Origin of the sequence: Streptomyces bullii, assembly GCF_042657145.1 — a bacterium.
In the GTDB taxonomy this organism is placed as follows: Bacteria; Actinomycetota; Actinomycetes; order Streptomycetales; family Streptomycetaceae; genus Streptomyces; species Streptomyces bullii.
This window is the reverse complement of record NZ_JBHSNY010000012.1, coordinates 248796-263850: the sequence shown is the minus strand read 5'-3', so window position 1 is coordinate 263850 and position 15055 is coordinate 248796. Positions and strand designations below refer to the sequence as shown.

The window sequence follows — 15055 nt, the reverse complement described above, 5'->3', positions numbered from 1 at the left end:
AAGGAACGTTTCTGCACTAGGGGCACGCGTATGCGTGCCCTCGTTTTTTCCCGGGTGCTGTGCCCAGCGGACGGCCGGCTCCCGCTCAGCGGGCCGCCGCCCGCGCCAGCTGGTCCAGCGTCGCCGCCACGGCCGGCACGTGCGCGAGGTCCGGCAGCGTGAGCGCGACGATCTCCCGCCGCACCGTCGGTCGCAGTGTCACGGTGCGTGCGCCTCGGGGCCGTACGGACTCGACGGCCAGCTGAGGCAGGACGGCGACGCCGAGCCCGGCGCCGACCAGGCCGACCACCGCCGGGTAGTCGTCGGTGGCGAAGTCGATGCGCGGCGTGAAGCCGGCCGCCTCGCACACCTCGACCAGCTGGCCACGGCAGCGCGGGCAGCCCGCGATCCACGGTTCCTCGGCGAGCTCGCCGATGGCGACAGACTCCGCGCGCGCGAGACGGTGCCGTTCGGGCACGAGCGCGACCAGCCGGTCCGTCAGCAGCGGTCGGACGACGAGCTCGTCCCACTCCTCGGCGCCGGCCGCCGTCTCGTACCGGAAGGCGAGCGCCACGTCGCAGTCGCCGTCCCGCAGCATCTCCACGGACCTCGGCGGTTCGGCCTCCTCCAGGAAGACCCGGGTGCCGGGATGGACGTCGCGCAGCGCGGCGAGAGCGGTCGGGACGAGCGTGGAACTGCCGCTGGGGAAGGAGACGAGCCGTACCCGGCCCGCGCGCAGGCCCGCGATGGCGGCGACCTCCTCCTCGGCCGCGGTGAGCCCGGCGAGGATCCCGGCGGCGTGCCGCACCAGTGCCTCACCGGCCTGGGTCAGGCGCATCTCGCGTCCGGTGCGGATCAGCAGCGGCGTGCCGACGGACGCCTCCAGGGCCTTCATCTGCTGGCTGACGGCGGGCTGGGTGCAGCCCAGCTCGCGCCCCGCCGCCGAGAAAGAGCCCGTGGTGGCCACGGCGCGCAGGACACGGAGATGGCGGGCTTCGATCACACTTGGAGGATAAGCGAGCCTTTGACGGCGCGGCGAATAATGCGTCGACGCTTTGGACCGTCGCCTTCTACCGTGCGGCCATGAAGCTTCTGTCTGTAAACCTGGGCCGGGCGAAGGCCGTGCCGTACACGGACAACCCGGAGGGCGTGACCGGGATCGACAAGCAGCCGGTGCAGGGAGCGGTACGGGTGGCCGCCCCCGGCCCGAAGGGCATAGGCGGGAGCGGGCTGGCCGGGGACGCGGTGTGCAAGAAGGAGCACCACGGCGGCGACGACCAGGCGGTGTACGCGATGGCGCGCGAGGACCTCGACGCGTGGGAGCGCGAGCTGGGGCGGCCGCTGGCCCCCGGTGCCTTCGGCGAGAACCTCACCACGCAGGGCGTCGACGTGTCCGGCGCGCTGATCGGCGAGCGCTGGCGCATCGGGAGCACGGTGGTGCTGGAGATCACCTCCGGCCGGATTCCCTGCCGCACCTTCCAGGGGCATCTCGGGGAGGAGCGGTGGGTGAGACGGTTCACGGAGCGAGGTGCGCCCGGGGCCTATCTGCGGGTGATCGAGCCCGGTGAGATACGGGCGGGTGACCCGGTGGAGATCGTGCACCGGCCGGACCACGGCGTGACCGTCGCCCTGCAGTTCCGGGCGGTGACGACCGATCGGGCGCTGCTGCCGCGGCTGCTGCCGGCAGGTGAGGCGCTGCATCCGGAGGCTCTGGCGACGGCGCGGAAGTACGTGGAGAAGCACACCGGGTGAGGGGGCGGTGGGCGGAGGCCGCGGCTGGCCCGGGCCGGGACCCGGGGCTGGGTCCGGCTGTGGCTGGGCTGCGGCTGGGGCTGGGGCTGGGGCTGGGGACGAGCCGAGATGGAGCCTGACGGCCCGCCAGCTGTGCGTCCGGCTCGGGCAGCTGTCGTGCTCGGCCGGGCGCCGCACGGCTCCTGGGGGGGAAACCCCGGGCGGCGGGCGGGGGTTGGTTCGGGGACAGTCGGGGCTGGTCCCCGATGTCCGGCGGGCCCGGCTCGGCGACGATCGAAGCATGTCTCGCCACACGTCTCGCAGCGGTCCGGGGAACGGGCCCGCCGACTCGGCCGGGAGCGGTCGAGTCGGCAGGACACGCCGGGCGTTCCCTGGTGGGTGCTCCCCCGGTGCGCGCGGGCCGTAGGTCGGGACGGGCAGCAGGGAGTCGGGAGGAGGGCATGTCGTGGACGGCCGCCGAGGCGAGCGGACGCGCAAACTCCGGGTAACTACCCTTGGGCCATGACAACGGCTCTGATTACGGGATCGACGGCAGGCATCGGGGCCGCGTTCGCGCGGCGACTGGCGGCCGACGGGCACAACCTGGTGCTGGTGGCCCGCGACACCCAACGGCTTCGGGAACAGGCGACCGAGCTGCACGACCGACACGGCATCGAGGCGGAGGTGCTGACGGCCGACCTGGCGGAGGACAAGGGCATCGAGGCGGTGGCGACCCGGCTGGGCGACCGCAAGAACCCCGTCGACCTGCTGATCAACAACGCCGGCTTCGGCAACAAGGGCCGCTATCTCGACGTCCCCATGGCCGACGAGCTGCGGATGCTCAAGGTGCACTGCGAGGCGGTGCTGCGGCTGACGTCGGCGGCGACGCAGGCGATGCGCGAGCGGGGCCGCGGAGGTGTCATCAACGTCGCCTCGGTCGCGGCCTTCGTGCCGCGCGGGACCTACGGGGCGTCCAAGGCGTGGGTCGTCCAGTTCACGCAGGGCGCGGCGCGGGACCTGGCCGGCAGCGGTGTGCGGCTGATGGCGTTGTGCCCGGGGTTCGTGCGCACGGAGTTCCACGCGCGGGCCGGCATGGGGACGGACAACATCCCGAACTGGCTGTGGCTCGACGCGGACAAGCTGGTCGCGGTGGCCCTCACCGACCTGGCGCGCGGCAAGACGCTGTCAATTCCGGACCCCCGGTACAAGGCGCTGACGGGGGCGGCGAGGCTGATGCCCCAGGGCCTGCTCGGCGGAATCACGTCGAAGACGGGGCGCAAGTACGGGCCGCAGTAGGGCCGTCCGTGTCGCCGAGAGGCGGTGCGGCCCGGTTGCGCCTGGATGCCGCCCCGGGCGCCGCGCGGTGCGCGCGCGGCCACGCCGTAAAGCCGACGACTCCCAGCACACGCCAGGACCCCGGCACACGCCACGACCAGTGCCCGCCCGGGCCACACGGCCGACTCGGGCCCCGACCACACGGCCGACTCGGGCCCCGGCCGCACCACAGACGCGACCCGCCACATCACCGACCCGAACACCCGCCCACACCCGGACCCGAACCCCGCACACCACTGACCCGAACCCCCGGCCCACACCACCGACCCGAACCCCCGCTCACACCACCGAGGCAAAGCTGGGCCAAAAGCGACGTAGGGGTGCGAGGGGCGGACCCGACCACCGCCCGCAAGCCGGCCGCCGACGACGCCCCGCGACCAGCACGCGGCAACGCCTGACGCGCGCCCGTAGCCGCCGGCCGGCCCGTCGGTGACGACAGGCGGCGGCGCGGGGCGCTTGGGAGAATGGTGCTGTTCAACCGGACCCAGGGGGGCCGGAGGGCGGTGCCATGACCTTCGTACAGCTCATCGACTGCAAGACCAGCCGGTTCGACGAGATGAACCGGCTGATGGACAGGTGGGTCGAGCAGACCAAGGGGAAGCGGACGGCGACGCACGACGTCATCGGCAAGGACCGGGACGACGCGTCGCACTTCGTCGAGATCGTGGAGTTTCCGTCGTACGAGGAGGCCATGCGCAATTCCGGCCTGCCGGAGACCGACCGGATCTTCCAGGAGATGGTGGCGCTCTGCGACGGGGAACCCACCTTCACCAACCTGGACGTCGTGCGGGACGAGCAGCTCAACGCGGACACCGCGCGGCGGTTCTTCGAGGTGCTGTCCGGCCAGGAGGGGCTGCTGCCGCTGGACGACCTGGTCGACGAGGACTACCACGACCACGATCCGGCCAACGACCAGGACACCCGCGGAAGGGACGGCGTCCGGCGCGAGATGGAGATGTGGCGGGAGGCCTTCGACTTCTCCGTCCGCATCGAGGACCAGATCGCCCAGGGCGACCGGGTGTGCACCCGGTGGAGCTGGGACGCGACCCACACCGGCGAGTTCCTGGGGCTGCGGCCGACCGGGCGGAAGGTGTCCATGACCGGGACGACCATCTTCCGGTTCGGGGGCGGTGGGAAGATCGTCGAGGGGTGGTGGCAGTACGACCGCCTGGGGCTGATGGCGCAGCTCGGGGCGCTCGACGATCTGGAGATCTAGGAGCAGCGGCGCGCGGGCGTACGGGAGAAACCCCCGTTCCGACCGGAACGGGGGCTTCTTCCGGAGTGCGTGCCTCAGTGGGCGTGGCCGTGGCCGTGGCCCGCGGCGGCCGGCTCCTCCTCTTCCTTCTTCTCGACGACCAGGGTCTCGGTCGTCAGGAGGAGGGAGGCGATGGAGGCGGCGTTCTCCAGGGCGGAGCGGGTGACCTTGACCGGGTCGATGACGCCGGCCTTGACCAGGTCGCCGTACTCGCCGGTGGCGGCGTTGTAGCCGCTGCCCTTCTCCAGCTCCGCCACCTTGGAGACGATGACGTAGCCCTCGAGGCCGGCGTTCTCGGCGATCCAGCGCAGCGGCTCGACGGCGGCGCGGCGGACGACCGCGACACCCGTGGCCTCGTCGCCGGTCTTGTCGAGGTTGCCCTCCAGGACCTTCACCGCGTGGACGAGCGCGGACCCACCACCGGAGACGATGCCCTCCTCGACCGCGGCGCGGGTCGCGGAGATGGCGTCCTCCAGGCGGTGCTTCTTCTCCTTCAGCTCCACCTCGGTGGCGGCGCCGACCTTGATCACGCACACGCCGCCGGCCAGCTTCGCGAGGCGCTCCTGGAGCTTCTCGCGGTCCCAGTCGGAGTCGGTGGTCTCGATCTCGGCCTTGATCTGGGCGACGCGGCCCTCGACGTCCTCCTTCTTGCCGGCGCCGTCGACGATCGTGGTGTCGTCCTTGGTGACGGTGACGCGGCGGGCGGAGCCGAGGACGTCCAGACCGACCTGGTCGAGCTTGAGGCCGACCTCCTCGGAGATGACCGTGGCGCCGGTGAGGACCGCCATGTCCTGCAGCATCGCCTTGCGGCGGTCGCCGAAGCCGGGGGCCTTGACGGCGACGGCGTTGAAGGTGCCGCGGATCTTGTTGACGACGAGGGTGGACAGGGCCTCGCCCTCCACGTCCTCGGCGATGATCAGCAGCGGCTTGGAGGAGTTGGCCTGGATGATCTTCTCCAGCAGCGGCAGCATGTCCGCGATGGCGGAGATCTTGCCCTGGTGGATGAGGATGTACGGGTCGTCCAGGACGGCTTCCATGCGCTCCTGGTCCGTCACGAAGTACGGCGACAGGTAGCCCTTGTCGAAGGCCATGCCCTCGGTGAAGTCCAGCTCCAGGCCGAAGGTGTTGGACTCCTCGACGGTGATGACACCGTCCTTGCCCACCTTGTCCATCGCCTCGGCGATGAGCTCGCCGACCTGCTGGTCCTGGGCGGACAGCGCGGCGACGGCGGCGATGTCGGACTTCTCGTCGATCGGGCGGGCCGACGCGAGCAGTTCCTCGGAGACGGCGGCGACGGCGGCGTCGATGCCCTTCTTCAGGGCGGCCGGGGAGGCGCCTGCGGCGACGTTCTTCAGGCCCTCGCGGACGAGCGCCTGGGCCAGCACGGTCGCGGTGGTCGTACCGTCACCCGCGATGTCGTTGGTCTTGGTCGCCACCTCCTTGACCAGCTGCGCGCCGAGGTTCTCGTACGGGTCCTCGATCTCGACCTCGCGGGCGATCGTGACACCGTCGTTGGTGATGGTGGGGGCGCCGAACTTCTTGTCGATGACGACGTTGCGGCCCTTGGGACCGATCGTCACCTTGACCGTGTCGGCGAGCTTGTTGACGCCGCGCTCGAGGGCGCGACGGGCGTCCTCGTCGAACTTCAGGATCTTCGCCATGGGAGCGTGAGCCCTCTCGGAAATCTGGGTGAAAGCACTGCGCCCCGGGCGCCCGGCTTCTTATCGGTCGCGGGGGCCAGGGGCGCAGTAGCAGAGCAAAAAGAGGTGGCTTACTTCTCGACGATCGCGAGCACGTCGCGGGCCGAGAGGACGAGGTACTCCTCGCCGTTGTACTTCACCTCGGTGCCGCCGTACTTGCTGTACAGCACGACATCGCCGGTCTTCACGTCGAGCGGGAGACGCTCGCCGTTCTCGAAGCGGCCCGGGCCCACGGCCAGGACGACGCCCTCCTGGGGCTTCTCCTTGGCGGTGTCCGGAATGACCAGGCCAGAGGCCGTGGTCTGCTCGGCGTCCAGCGGCTGGACCACGATGCGGTCCTCGAGCGGCTTGATGGCAACCTTGGAGCTGGCGGTCGTCACGATCCGACCTCCCCCTTCGGAGATCTCACGGGGTTAACTGTCTGAGGTGGCGACCAGGTCGATCCGTCGTCGCGGGTGCCGGACCTGCCCGTCGCGTTGTTGGCACTCTCCGGGTGGGAGTGCCAGAGCCGAGACTATGACCGTCGTTAGCACTCGGTCAAGCGGAGTGCCAATTGCCTGCGCGCGTCGGTGGGGGTTTCGTGCGGGCGTACGTTTTCGCGCCTGCCCGGCGTCGGTGCCTGGGGCGGGTGCCAGCCCGGCGCCACGCTGCCCCCCCCCCGGCCTCGCTCGGACGACGGGACCCCCACCGCCCGGCCGTACCGCCCTGCGGGGTGCAGTGCTCGGCGTCGGTGTGCTGCCGTCGGGGGCTGCCGCCCCAGGTCCCCGCTTCGGCCTGAACGGCCTCGTCCTCGAGCAACGGACGGGCTGGGCCCGGGTCAACGACTCACCGGCGCCGAAGCGGTGCCGCCGGTCGCCGCCGGATACCGCTGGACGTAGTCCTCCAGCCGCCCCACCCTCAACCGCCGCCCCTCGATCTCCCGGAGCAGTCGTACCGTGCGTTCCACCAGGGGGACGCCCGTCGTGCCGGCGTCCGGGGTGACGGCCACGATGTCGCCGGGGCGCAGGTCGTGCCCGCCCCGGGTGTAGGTCAGCGTGCCGTCGCCTCGGACCGCGGCCCGCCACAGGACGACCGCCGTGATGCCACAGTCGGCGGCGGCGCGCAGGGTCGTCGTGTCGTACGTGCCGTGGGGCGGGCGGAAGAGGTGGGGGCGGACGCCGAAGCGGGCGCGGAGTTTGTCCTGCTGACCGCAGATCTCGGCGCGCTGGCCGGCGTAGGGCAGGCCACGCAGGGCGGGGTGGTCGAGGGTGTGGTTCTGGATGCTCGCGCCGACCGCCCGCAGGCGCGCGAGATGGCCGTACGCCGGGCCGACGACGCGGTCCGTCAGGAAGAGGCTGACCGGCAGGCGGCGGGTCCTGACGAGGTCGGCGAAGCGCGGGTCACGCTCGGCGTCGTCGTCGTACGTCAGGAAGACGACGCGGTCGCGGGTGGGGATGTGATCCACCACGGGAGGGAGAACGGAGGGCGTCGCGCCCTGCCCCGGCGTCCGGGGCCGGCCGTCCGACGGCACCGTGCCGGTGCAGCCGCTGAGCAGGGCGGCGGCGGCCAGGGCCACGGCCGCCAGGCCGCACGGCCTCACAGGTAGTCCTCCAGGCGCCCCACCGCGTAGCCCTCGGCCGTGACCTTGTTCAGGAAGCGGCGGATCATGTCGGGCATCGCGCCCTTCCAGTGCTCCCGGCCCCGGAAGTGGCTGAGCACGATGTCGCCGGGGTGCAGAGCGCGGTCCCACTCGCGGTACTCCCAGCGGTCGACGAAGACCTCCTCGTTCCACAGCGGGACGTACCGGATGCCGCAGGCCTTCGCGGCGTGCAGCGTGGCCCTGTCGTAGTTGCCGAAGGGCGGGCGGAAGAGGACGGGGCGCTTGCCGTAGCGCTCCTCGATCACGTCCTGCATGCCGCAGATCTCGCGCTTCTGGCGGGCGTAGGACAGTGCGGGCAGATAGGGGTGGTGCAGGGTGTGATTGTTCAGGGCCGCTCCCTGGGCCTGCATCTTCCCGAAGTAGGCGTAGTCCTCCTTGACCAGGTAGTCGCTGAGGAAGGCGGTGTAGGGAATCCTCAGTTCGCGCGTCATGCGCAGGAACTCCGGGTCCTTCTCCGCGCCGTCGTCGATGGTGAGGAAGACGACCTTGTCCTTGGTGGGGACCGTGGTGAAGACCGGGGGGAGGTCGAACTCCCGGTGGCCGTCGACCTCGAACCCCTTACGGGTGGTGATCCTCGGCTTCTGGGCGGGAGGCGCCGGGGCCGTCAGCGGGACCTTCCGCAGGCCCCAGCGCCGTGCGGCGGCGACCCGGGCGGCGTGGGCCGCGCGCAGCTTGGTGGCGTAGGAGTCGAGCGCACGGGCCGGGGGCGCGTCGAGGGGCTGCTGACCGGCGGCCGGCCGCGCCCCGTCGCCGCCCTCCTGCGCGCAGCCCGAGGTGATGGTGGCGACCGCGAGCACGGCGAGGCCGAGCCGCGCCCGCCCGAAAGCCCGGTTTTTATCGTTTCTTACGACTGCTCGCATGGAGCGGGATCCTCGCAGGGCGCCGCGCCGAACCCGCCCCGACACCGCGACCGGCGGCCCGCCGTCCACCGACTGGCCCACAACCGCCTCTGGCCGACAATGTTCCGGTGAACGACCTCGCCCCTCTCCTCACCCCCGAAGGCCGTGCCCTCCTCGACGAGGTGCGCGGCACCGACCCGGCGCGGGAACTCGCCGTCGCCACCCGGCTGCGCCGCGACCACCCCGCGGAGCTGGTGTCGGCGGCGCTCGGCCAGGCGCGGCTGCGGCAGCGGGCGGCGGCGAAGTTCGGGGCGGAGGACGCCGAGCGGATGTTCTTCACGCCGAACGGGGTCGAGCAGTCGACGCGCGCGAGCGTGGCGACGTACCGCGCCCGGCGGATGCGGGAGCTGGGCGTGGCCTCGGTCGCCGACCTGTGCTGCGGGATCGGCGGTGACGCGATCGCGCTGGCCCGTGCCGGAATCCGGGTGCTGGCCGTGGACCGCGACCCGCTGACGGTGGCGGCGGCGCGTGCGAACGCCGACGCGCTGGGGCTCGCCGGGCTGATCGAGGTGCGGGAGGCCGACGTCACGGAGGTGGACACGGCCGGTTACGACGCCGTCTTCGTCGACCCGGCCCGGCGCGGCGGGCGGGGCCGGATCTTCGACCCGGAGGCGTACTCGCCGCCCCTGTCCTGGGCGATCAGGACGGCCCGGACGGCTCCCCGTGCCGCACTGAAGATCGCGCCCGGCATCCCGCACGAGGCGATCCCCTCCGACGCCGAGGCCGAGTGGATCTCCGACGGCGGGGACGTGAAGGAGGCGGTGCTGTGGTTCGGCACCGAGCCGGGGGCGGTACGGGCGACCCTGCTGCCCGGGTTGCGCACCCTGCTCTCCCAGGGGCTGCCCGACCCGGTCGTCCGCCCCGTCGGGCGGTACCTGTACGAACCCGACGGGGCCGTCATCCGGGCACACCTGGTCGCGGAGGTCGCCCAGCGGCTCGGCGGCGGGCTGCTCGACGCGACGATCGCCTACGTCACGGCGGACGAGCTCCGGCCGACGCAGTACGCCACCGCTTACGAGATCACCGACCATCTCCCCTTCAACGTCAAGAAGTTGAAGGCGCTGCTGCGGGAACGGGAGGTCGGCACGCTGACCGTGAAGAAGCGGGGGTCGGCGGTCGAGCCGGAGGAACTGCGCCGGAAGGTGCTGCCCAAGCCGCACGGGCCGCACTCCGCGACCGTCTTCCTGACCCGGGTCGCCGGAGCGCCGGCGATGCTGGTCGGGCATCCCGCCCGATGAGCCGCTGAGCCGGTGAGTCCGATGGGCCGGGAGCCGGGTGAGCCGGCCGATCCCGGTGAGTCCGGTGAGTCCGCTGAGTCCGGTGCGGGATCACGGGTGACCACCTCGGGGTCGCTACGTCCACTTCGTGCAGGTGGCGGGACGGCCGTAGCTGCCCTGGCAGGCCTGGTACCTGATGAACTTGCCGTTGATGTAGCGCGGCACGGCGATGGTGTCGTGCCAGTGGCCGGTGCTGCTCAGGCGCCGGCGGCAGCTGGAGGCCGTCGTGCCGTCGGTCCAGGTGAGGACCAGCCAGGTCTCGGTGTCGTCCGGGTCGACGGCGGTCCAGCCCGTGGCCCAGTAGTAGGTCAGGTTCGGGCGGTTGGCGCGCATCAGCCTGAACCCGCCCACCAGCTCGCCGTCCTCGCTGAGGTCGTGTTCCTCGGCGGCTTCGGAGGGACCCCAGTTGGTGTCGGCGTACTGGACCGGCCAGGCGGGGTGCGAGGGCCCCGTCTCCTTCGTGCAGCCGGCGGAGAGGACCTGGTCGGTCTTCGGGGGCCGGGCGACCGGCGGCGCGGCGTCCGGTTTCCGGGTGGGAGCGGGACGGCTGACGGGTGAGGGGACCTCGCCCGCGGACGGGTCCGGCGCGGGGACGGCGCGGTCGGTGGGTTTCGGGGTGGCCGATCCGCTGGGGGACGGGGAGGCGCCCGGGGCGGAGGGGCCGGCGGAGACCGTGCTGCCGTCCGTCGGTGTCGCCGTGGCCGCACGGGGACGGCCGGCTGGGCCGTCGGCCACGGTGGTGGACGCCAGGACCGTGAGGGCGGCGAGGGCGGTGCCGATGAGCAGGGTCCGCTTGCGTATCCGCGGTGCCGCGTCGCGCGGGGCCTGCACGATCGTCGCGATGACGCCGGTGTTGGAGAACGCGTTGGGCGCGGTGGCGAGGGAGTCGCCGGTGTCGGACGCCCGGACCGCAGGGGCGGGCACGGGGGCGGTGGCGTCCGGGGACGGGGCCTGGCAGCCGGAGTTGGCGGTGCCGGTGTCCTCCGCCCGGGCCGCTCCGGTCCTCTCGGCGACGAACGGCGGCGTCGGCGAGCCGCCTTCGGCATCAGGCGCGTGAGCGGCCGGGCCGGACCGGTGGCGGCGCTTCGGATCCATGACGGGAGAGCTCCCTCTGTCCAGTGGGGCTGGGCGGGTCAGCGGGTGTACCGGACCCCGGTGTTGGCGCTGCTGCCGGCGCCGTCCGCGTGGGCCGGTCCGGTGCTGTCCGCCCGTGCCGGGCCGCTCGCCGCGTCCGCGGGCTTGACCACGCCGGAGGTGGCGTCGCCGCCGGCGGTGGCCGTGGCCGCCCCGGTGTTGCGGGCCTCGTCCCCGGGGCCGGGTTCGGGCGACGCGGGCGTGGCCGCGGGCCGCTGGAGAAGGGCCCAGAGCAGGGCCACGATGCCGGTGGCGGCCTGCACGGAGGCACCGGCCAACTGGCCCGTGTCCGGGCTGTCCAGGAGCCAGACCACCGGAGTCGACGCGATACCCACCCCAGCGGCGACGACCGACACGATCTTCCACGTCTGCGACACGGACCCCCCAGCCCACTCCCCCACACCGGCATCCGGCGGCTCGTCGGTCCACGGCTGCGCGTGGCCGCTCACCGACAGCAAGAACGCGCACCGGCGACCATCGGTTACGGCCGGGCCTGCCGCCCGCTGGGCGGTCCGGTCAGCCCGCCTGTGCCGCCCGGCGCAGCAGCAGCCGCCGTTCCGGCGCGTTGCGGGTCAGCGACGCGGCCCGTTCGAACTCCGCCCGGGCCTCGGCCGTGCGCCCCAGCCGTGCCAGCAGATCACCGCGCACGCTGGGCAGCAGGTGGTAGTCACGCAGGGCGGGTTCGGCGGCGAGGGAGTCGACGAGGGCCAGCGCCGGTTCCGGTCCCTCGGCCATCGAGACGGCCACCGCGCGGTTCAGCTCGACGACGGGAGACGGGGAGCGGACCGCGAGCAGACCGTACAGCGTGGCGATCATCGCCCAGTCGGTCTCCTCGAAGGTGTGGGCCTGCGCGTGGCAGGCGGCGATGGCGGCCTGGAGGGCGTACGGGCCGGGGCCGCCGGTGGCGTCGGCGCGGGCGAGGGCGGCGATGCCCCGGGCGATGAGCATGCGGTTCCAGCGGGCGCGGTTCTGGTCCTTGAGCAGGACCGGTTCGCCGGACGGCCCGGTGCGCGCGGCGGCGCGGGACGCCTGGAATTCCAGGAGCGCGGTGAGGCCGTGGACCTCGGGCTCCTTCGGCATCAGGGCGGACAGCACCCGGGCCAGGCGCAGGGCGTCCTCGCACAGCGCCGGGCGGAGCCAGTCGTCGCCGGACGTGGCCGCGTACCCCTCGTTGAAGATCAGGTAGATGACCTCCAGGACCGAGCCCAGACGGGCCTCGCGGTCGGGGCCGTACGGCACCTCGAAGGCGACGTTCTTCGTGGCCAGGGTCCGTTTGGCGCGCACGATGCGCTGCGCGACGGTCGGTTCGGGCACCAGGAAGGCGCGGGCGATCTCGGCGGTGGTCAGGCCGCCGAGCAGACGCAGGGTCAGGGCGATGCGGGCCTCGGCGGACAGCACCGGGTGGCAGGCGGTGAAGACCAGGCGGAGCAGGTCGTCGTCGATGTCGTCGGGGTCTGCGGGTTCCTCCGGCGGCGGCACGTCGGACAGGTCACGGCCGATCTCGGCCAGCTTGCGGGCGTAGTTCTCCCGGCGGCGGACCAGGTCGACGGCGCGGTTGCGGGCCGTGGCCATGAGCCAGGCGCCCGGGTTGTCGGGGACACCGTCCCGCGGCCACTGCTCCAGCGCGGCGACCAGCGCGTCCTGCGCCAGCTCCTCGGCGATACCGACGTCCCGGACGACACGGGTGACCCCCGCGATGATCCGCGGCGACTCGATCCGGAAGACGGTCTCGATGGCCGAGCCGGTCTCGTCGCCCGACTGCGTGCCAGGAGGCCCAGTGGGCGGTCGGGGCGACGGGGAGGCGGTGGGCTGCGGTGTCACAGCCCACCATCAGACACCCTCACCGGCGCTCGGCCAAGGAATCCGCTCAGTCCTCGGCGATCTGCCGGACCTCGGCGGTGATCGTCCAGTACTCCTCGTGCAGCTGCAGGAAGCGCTTGGCCCACTCGATCGCCTCGGCCTTGTCCTTGCACTGCGAGATCGAGTAGCCGCCGATCACTTCCTTGGACTCGGTGAACGGCCCGTCGGTGACGGACAGCTTCCCGCCCGCCCAGTGCACCCGGCTGCCCTCAGAGGTCGGGGTGAGTCCGGCCGTGTCGAGCATGACCCCGGCCTTGGTGATCTCCTCCAGGAGCTTGCCCATGCGCTCCTGGAGCTCCGGGCTCGGCCCCTCGGCGGGTGCGTTCTTCTCGTCGATACGGATCAGGGTGAGAAAGCGCGGCATCGTGACTCCTCGGGATCGGTGGCCGGGTCCTTCCCGGCCTCTCACCCCTGCGTCGAACGGGAGACACCTGGATCGACACGCTCGCGGGATTTCTTCGAGATTTTTTCCGCGGGCCTGTTTTCCCAAGTCACGCTTGCCACTTCACGGCGGTCACGAACGCCGCCTTCGCCTGCGGCGCTCCCACCGCCCTGCCCCCGACCACCGGAGCCGCGTCCGGCGCGATCCGCTTCGGGCGGTCACGCAGTTCCCAGACCGCGCCGTCGCCGGCGTCTCGGCCCCGGCGACGGCCGCCAGGTCGGCGCGGCCGTCGCCCTCGACGTCCTGGAGCCGGACGGCGCTGCCGAACCGATCGGACGGTGACTTCACCGGCGACGACCGCCGGTGTCAGCAGGCCGGCCACGAGCGGCACGGTCCACGGCGTCCGTACGCACGGCTGGCACAGACCGACCCCCAGGCTACGGCGACACCTCACCGCGCCTGACCCGTCACCGTGCGCGGGGGTTGTGGCCGTGGCCCGCCGGGCCGGCCCGCAGGCGACCCCGTACGCGCTGGGGCGTCGTCGCCGAGCGCGTCGGTGATGCAGCGAGCCGGGGCATACGGGGCCGCTGGGCACCGGACGGACAGGCAGTTGTGGGTTCCGGAGCGGGAGGGCGACATCGCCGCCCCGGCGAGTCGAAAGTTTCGACGGGGTGACCGACAGTCTTCGACCCAGGCCTGGAGACGGCCGGAGCGCCCGTCGACACGGCGACACGCCTCTTGGCCGGGGTGCCCCGCCTCGCCCCGCCGGGCTACCCCGCCGAAGGCGCCGCCGTGCTGGTGCGCACCACCAGGCTCGTCGCCAGTTCCACCCGGGTCGCCGCCGGGGTGCCCCCCTCTCGGCCCAGGTCGAGGACCAGCTTGGCCGCCGTCTCCGCCATCTCGGTCAGCGGCTGCCGTACGGTCGTCAGCGGCGGGCCGACCCAGCGGGCCACCGGCAGGTCGTCGAACCCGACCACGCTCACGTCCTCGGGGATGCGCAGGCCCAGCTCGCGCGCGGCCTCGTAGAGGCCGAGCGCCTGGAGGTCGTTGCCGGCGAACACGGCGGTGGGCCGGTCGTCCCGGCGCAGCAGTTCCAGGCCCTGGCGGTAGCCGGCCTCGTGATGGAAGTCGCCGGTCATGATCAGGCCTGGGTCGACCGGCAGCCCGGCCGTCTCCAGCGCGGCGCGGTAGCCGTCGATGCGGGCCCGGCTGCAGATCATCCGGGAGGGCCCGCTGATCGCACCGATCCTCCGGTGCCCCAGCTCGACCAGGTGCCGGGTGGCCGCCAGGCCGCCCTGCCAGTTGGTGGCGCCGATCGACGGCACGTCGGCGCCCGGGTCGCCGGCCGGGTCCATCACCACGAACGGAATGGACCTGCTGGTCAGCAGCGCGCGCTGGGACTCGTCGAGGCCCGACAGCACCAGGACGACCCCGTGCGGGCGGCGGGCGGCGACCTGGTCGGCCCAGGTCCGCCCGGGCGTCAGCCGCCCCGCGCTCTCGGAGAGCACCACGCTCAGCCCGGCGTCCCGGGCCACGTTCTCCACACCCCGGATGACCTCCATCGCCCACGCGCTCTCCAGTTCGTGGAAGACCAGGTCGATCAGCGGCGAGCGGGTCGCCTCGGCGCGGCGGCGCCGGTAGCCGTGGGCGCGCAGCAGTTCCTCGACGCGGGTCCGGGTGGCCGGGGCGACATCGGCGCGGCCGTTGAGGACCTTCGAAACAGTCGGCGCCGACACGCCGGCCTCGCGGGCGATCTCGGCAAGCGTCGCGGTCTGCGTGGACCGCCCTTGCGTCCGCCCCTGCGTCCGGGTTTGCGTCCGGCTTTCCGCCGGCTCCGGGGATGTCATGGCGGCGATCGTATCCC

The 15055-nt window shown here is 72.8% G+C and carries 14 protein-coding genes; 4 read left to right on the top strand and 10 right to left on the bottom strand.

What is annotated here, in order from left to right; genetic code table 11:
• Nucleotides 1-85: 85 nt before the first annotated feature.
• A complete protein-coding gene (locus tag ACFPZJ_RS31975; protein WP_381028916.1) occupies nucleotides 86-982 on the bottom strand; it encodes a LysR family transcriptional regulator in 897 nt (298 codons plus the stop codon).
• An 80-nt stretch (nucleotides 983-1062) separates the two neighbouring features.
• Between ACFPZJ_RS31975 and ACFPZJ_RS31970 the strand changes: the two genes are divergently transcribed.
• The 3 genes from ACFPZJ_RS31970 (at nucleotide 1063) to ACFPZJ_RS31960 (ending at nucleotide 4261) form a co-directional block, all read left to right on the top strand.
• Entirely contained in the window at nucleotides 1063-1731 is a 669-nt protein-coding gene (locus ACFPZJ_RS31970; RefSeq protein ID WP_381028914.1) for an MOSC domain-containing protein, read from the top strand.
• 501 nt (nucleotides 1732-2232) lie between these two features.
• Nucleotides 2233-3006 (top strand): SDR family NAD(P)-dependent oxidoreductase, encoded by a 774-nt coding sequence (locus ACFPZJ_RS31965; protein ID WP_381028911.1) that lies wholly within the window; start codon nucleotides 2233-2235, stop codon nucleotides 3004-3006.
• A 547-nt stretch (nucleotides 3007-3553) separates the two neighbouring features.
• The gene (locus ACFPZJ_RS31960) at nucleotides 3554-4261 is read left to right on the top strand and encodes an ester cyclase (RefSeq protein WP_381028909.1); all 708 of its coding nucleotides are present in this window, start codon (nucleotides 3554-3556) and stop codon (nucleotides 4259-4261) included.
• 74 nt (nucleotides 4262-4335) lie between these two features.
• On the opposite strand, the gene groL is transcribed toward ACFPZJ_RS31960, so the two are convergent.
• From groL to ACFPZJ_RS31940, 4 genes are all read right to left on the bottom strand, one after another.
• Complete coding sequence (gene groL / locus ACFPZJ_RS31955) at nucleotides 4336-5961, bottom strand: chaperonin GroEL (RefSeq protein WP_381028907.1); 1626 nt, start codon at nucleotides 5959-5961, stop codon at nucleotides 4336-4338.
• A gap of 110 nt (nucleotides 5962-6071) precedes the next feature.
• Nucleotides 6072-6380, bottom strand: a complete 309-nt coding sequence (gene groES / locus ACFPZJ_RS31950) for a co-chaperone GroES (protein ID WP_266486653.1) — start codon at nucleotides 6378-6380, stop codon at nucleotides 6072-6074.
• A gap of 437 nt (nucleotides 6381-6817) precedes the next feature.
• Nucleotides 6818-7579, bottom strand: a complete 762-nt coding sequence (locus ACFPZJ_RS31945) for a polysaccharide deacetylase family protein (RefSeq protein WP_381028905.1) — start codon at nucleotides 7577-7579, stop codon at nucleotides 6818-6820.
• On the bottom strand, nucleotides 7576-8499 hold the full coding sequence (locus ACFPZJ_RS31940) for a polysaccharide deacetylase family protein (protein WP_381028903.1): 924 nt from the start codon (nucleotides 8497-8499) through the stop codon (nucleotides 7576-7578). Before ACFPZJ_RS31940 ends, ACFPZJ_RS31945 begins: the two co-directional genes overlap by 4 nt.
• 107 nt (nucleotides 8500-8606) lie before the next feature.
• Between ACFPZJ_RS31940 and ACFPZJ_RS31935 the strand changes: the two genes are divergently transcribed.
• The gene (locus ACFPZJ_RS31935; RefSeq protein ID WP_381028901.1) at nucleotides 8607-9776 is read left to right on the top strand and encodes a THUMP-like domain-containing protein; all 1170 of its coding nucleotides are present in this window, start codon (nucleotides 8607-8609) and stop codon (nucleotides 9774-9776) included.
• A gap of 114 nt (nucleotides 9777-9890) precedes the next feature.
• Here ACFPZJ_RS31935 and ACFPZJ_RS31930 read toward each other — a convergent pair whose 3' ends face one another.
• From ACFPZJ_RS31930 to ACFPZJ_RS31910, 5 genes are all read right to left on the bottom strand, one after another.
• Nucleotides 9891-10910 carry a hypothetical protein gene (locus tag ACFPZJ_RS31930; protein WP_381028899.1) on the bottom strand — a complete coding sequence of 340 codons (1020 nt, stop codon included), beginning with the start codon at nucleotides 10908-10910 and terminating at the stop codon, nucleotides 9891-9893.
• Between the two features lie 38 nt (nucleotides 10911-10948).
• Nucleotides 10949-11326 carry a hypothetical protein gene (locus ACFPZJ_RS31925; protein WP_381028897.1) on the bottom strand — a complete coding sequence of 126 codons (378 nt, stop codon included), beginning with the start codon at nucleotides 11324-11326 and terminating at the stop codon, nucleotides 10949-10951.
• 139 nt (nucleotides 11327-11465) lie between these two features.
• Complete coding sequence (locus tag ACFPZJ_RS31920; RefSeq protein ID WP_381028894.1) at nucleotides 11466-12770, bottom strand: RNA polymerase sigma factor; 1305 nt, start codon at nucleotides 12768-12770, stop codon at nucleotides 11466-11468.
• A gap of 46 nt (nucleotides 12771-12816) precedes the next feature.
• A complete protein-coding gene (locus ACFPZJ_RS31915; protein WP_381028892.1) occupies nucleotides 12817-13173 on the bottom strand; it encodes a YciI family protein in 357 nt (118 codons plus the stop codon).
• Nucleotides 13174-13961: 788 nt separating this feature from the next.
• Entirely contained in the window at nucleotides 13962-15038 is a 1077-nt protein-coding gene (locus ACFPZJ_RS31910) for a LacI family DNA-binding transcriptional regulator (protein WP_381028890.1), read from the bottom strand.
• Nucleotides 15039-15055: the final 17 nt, after the last annotated feature.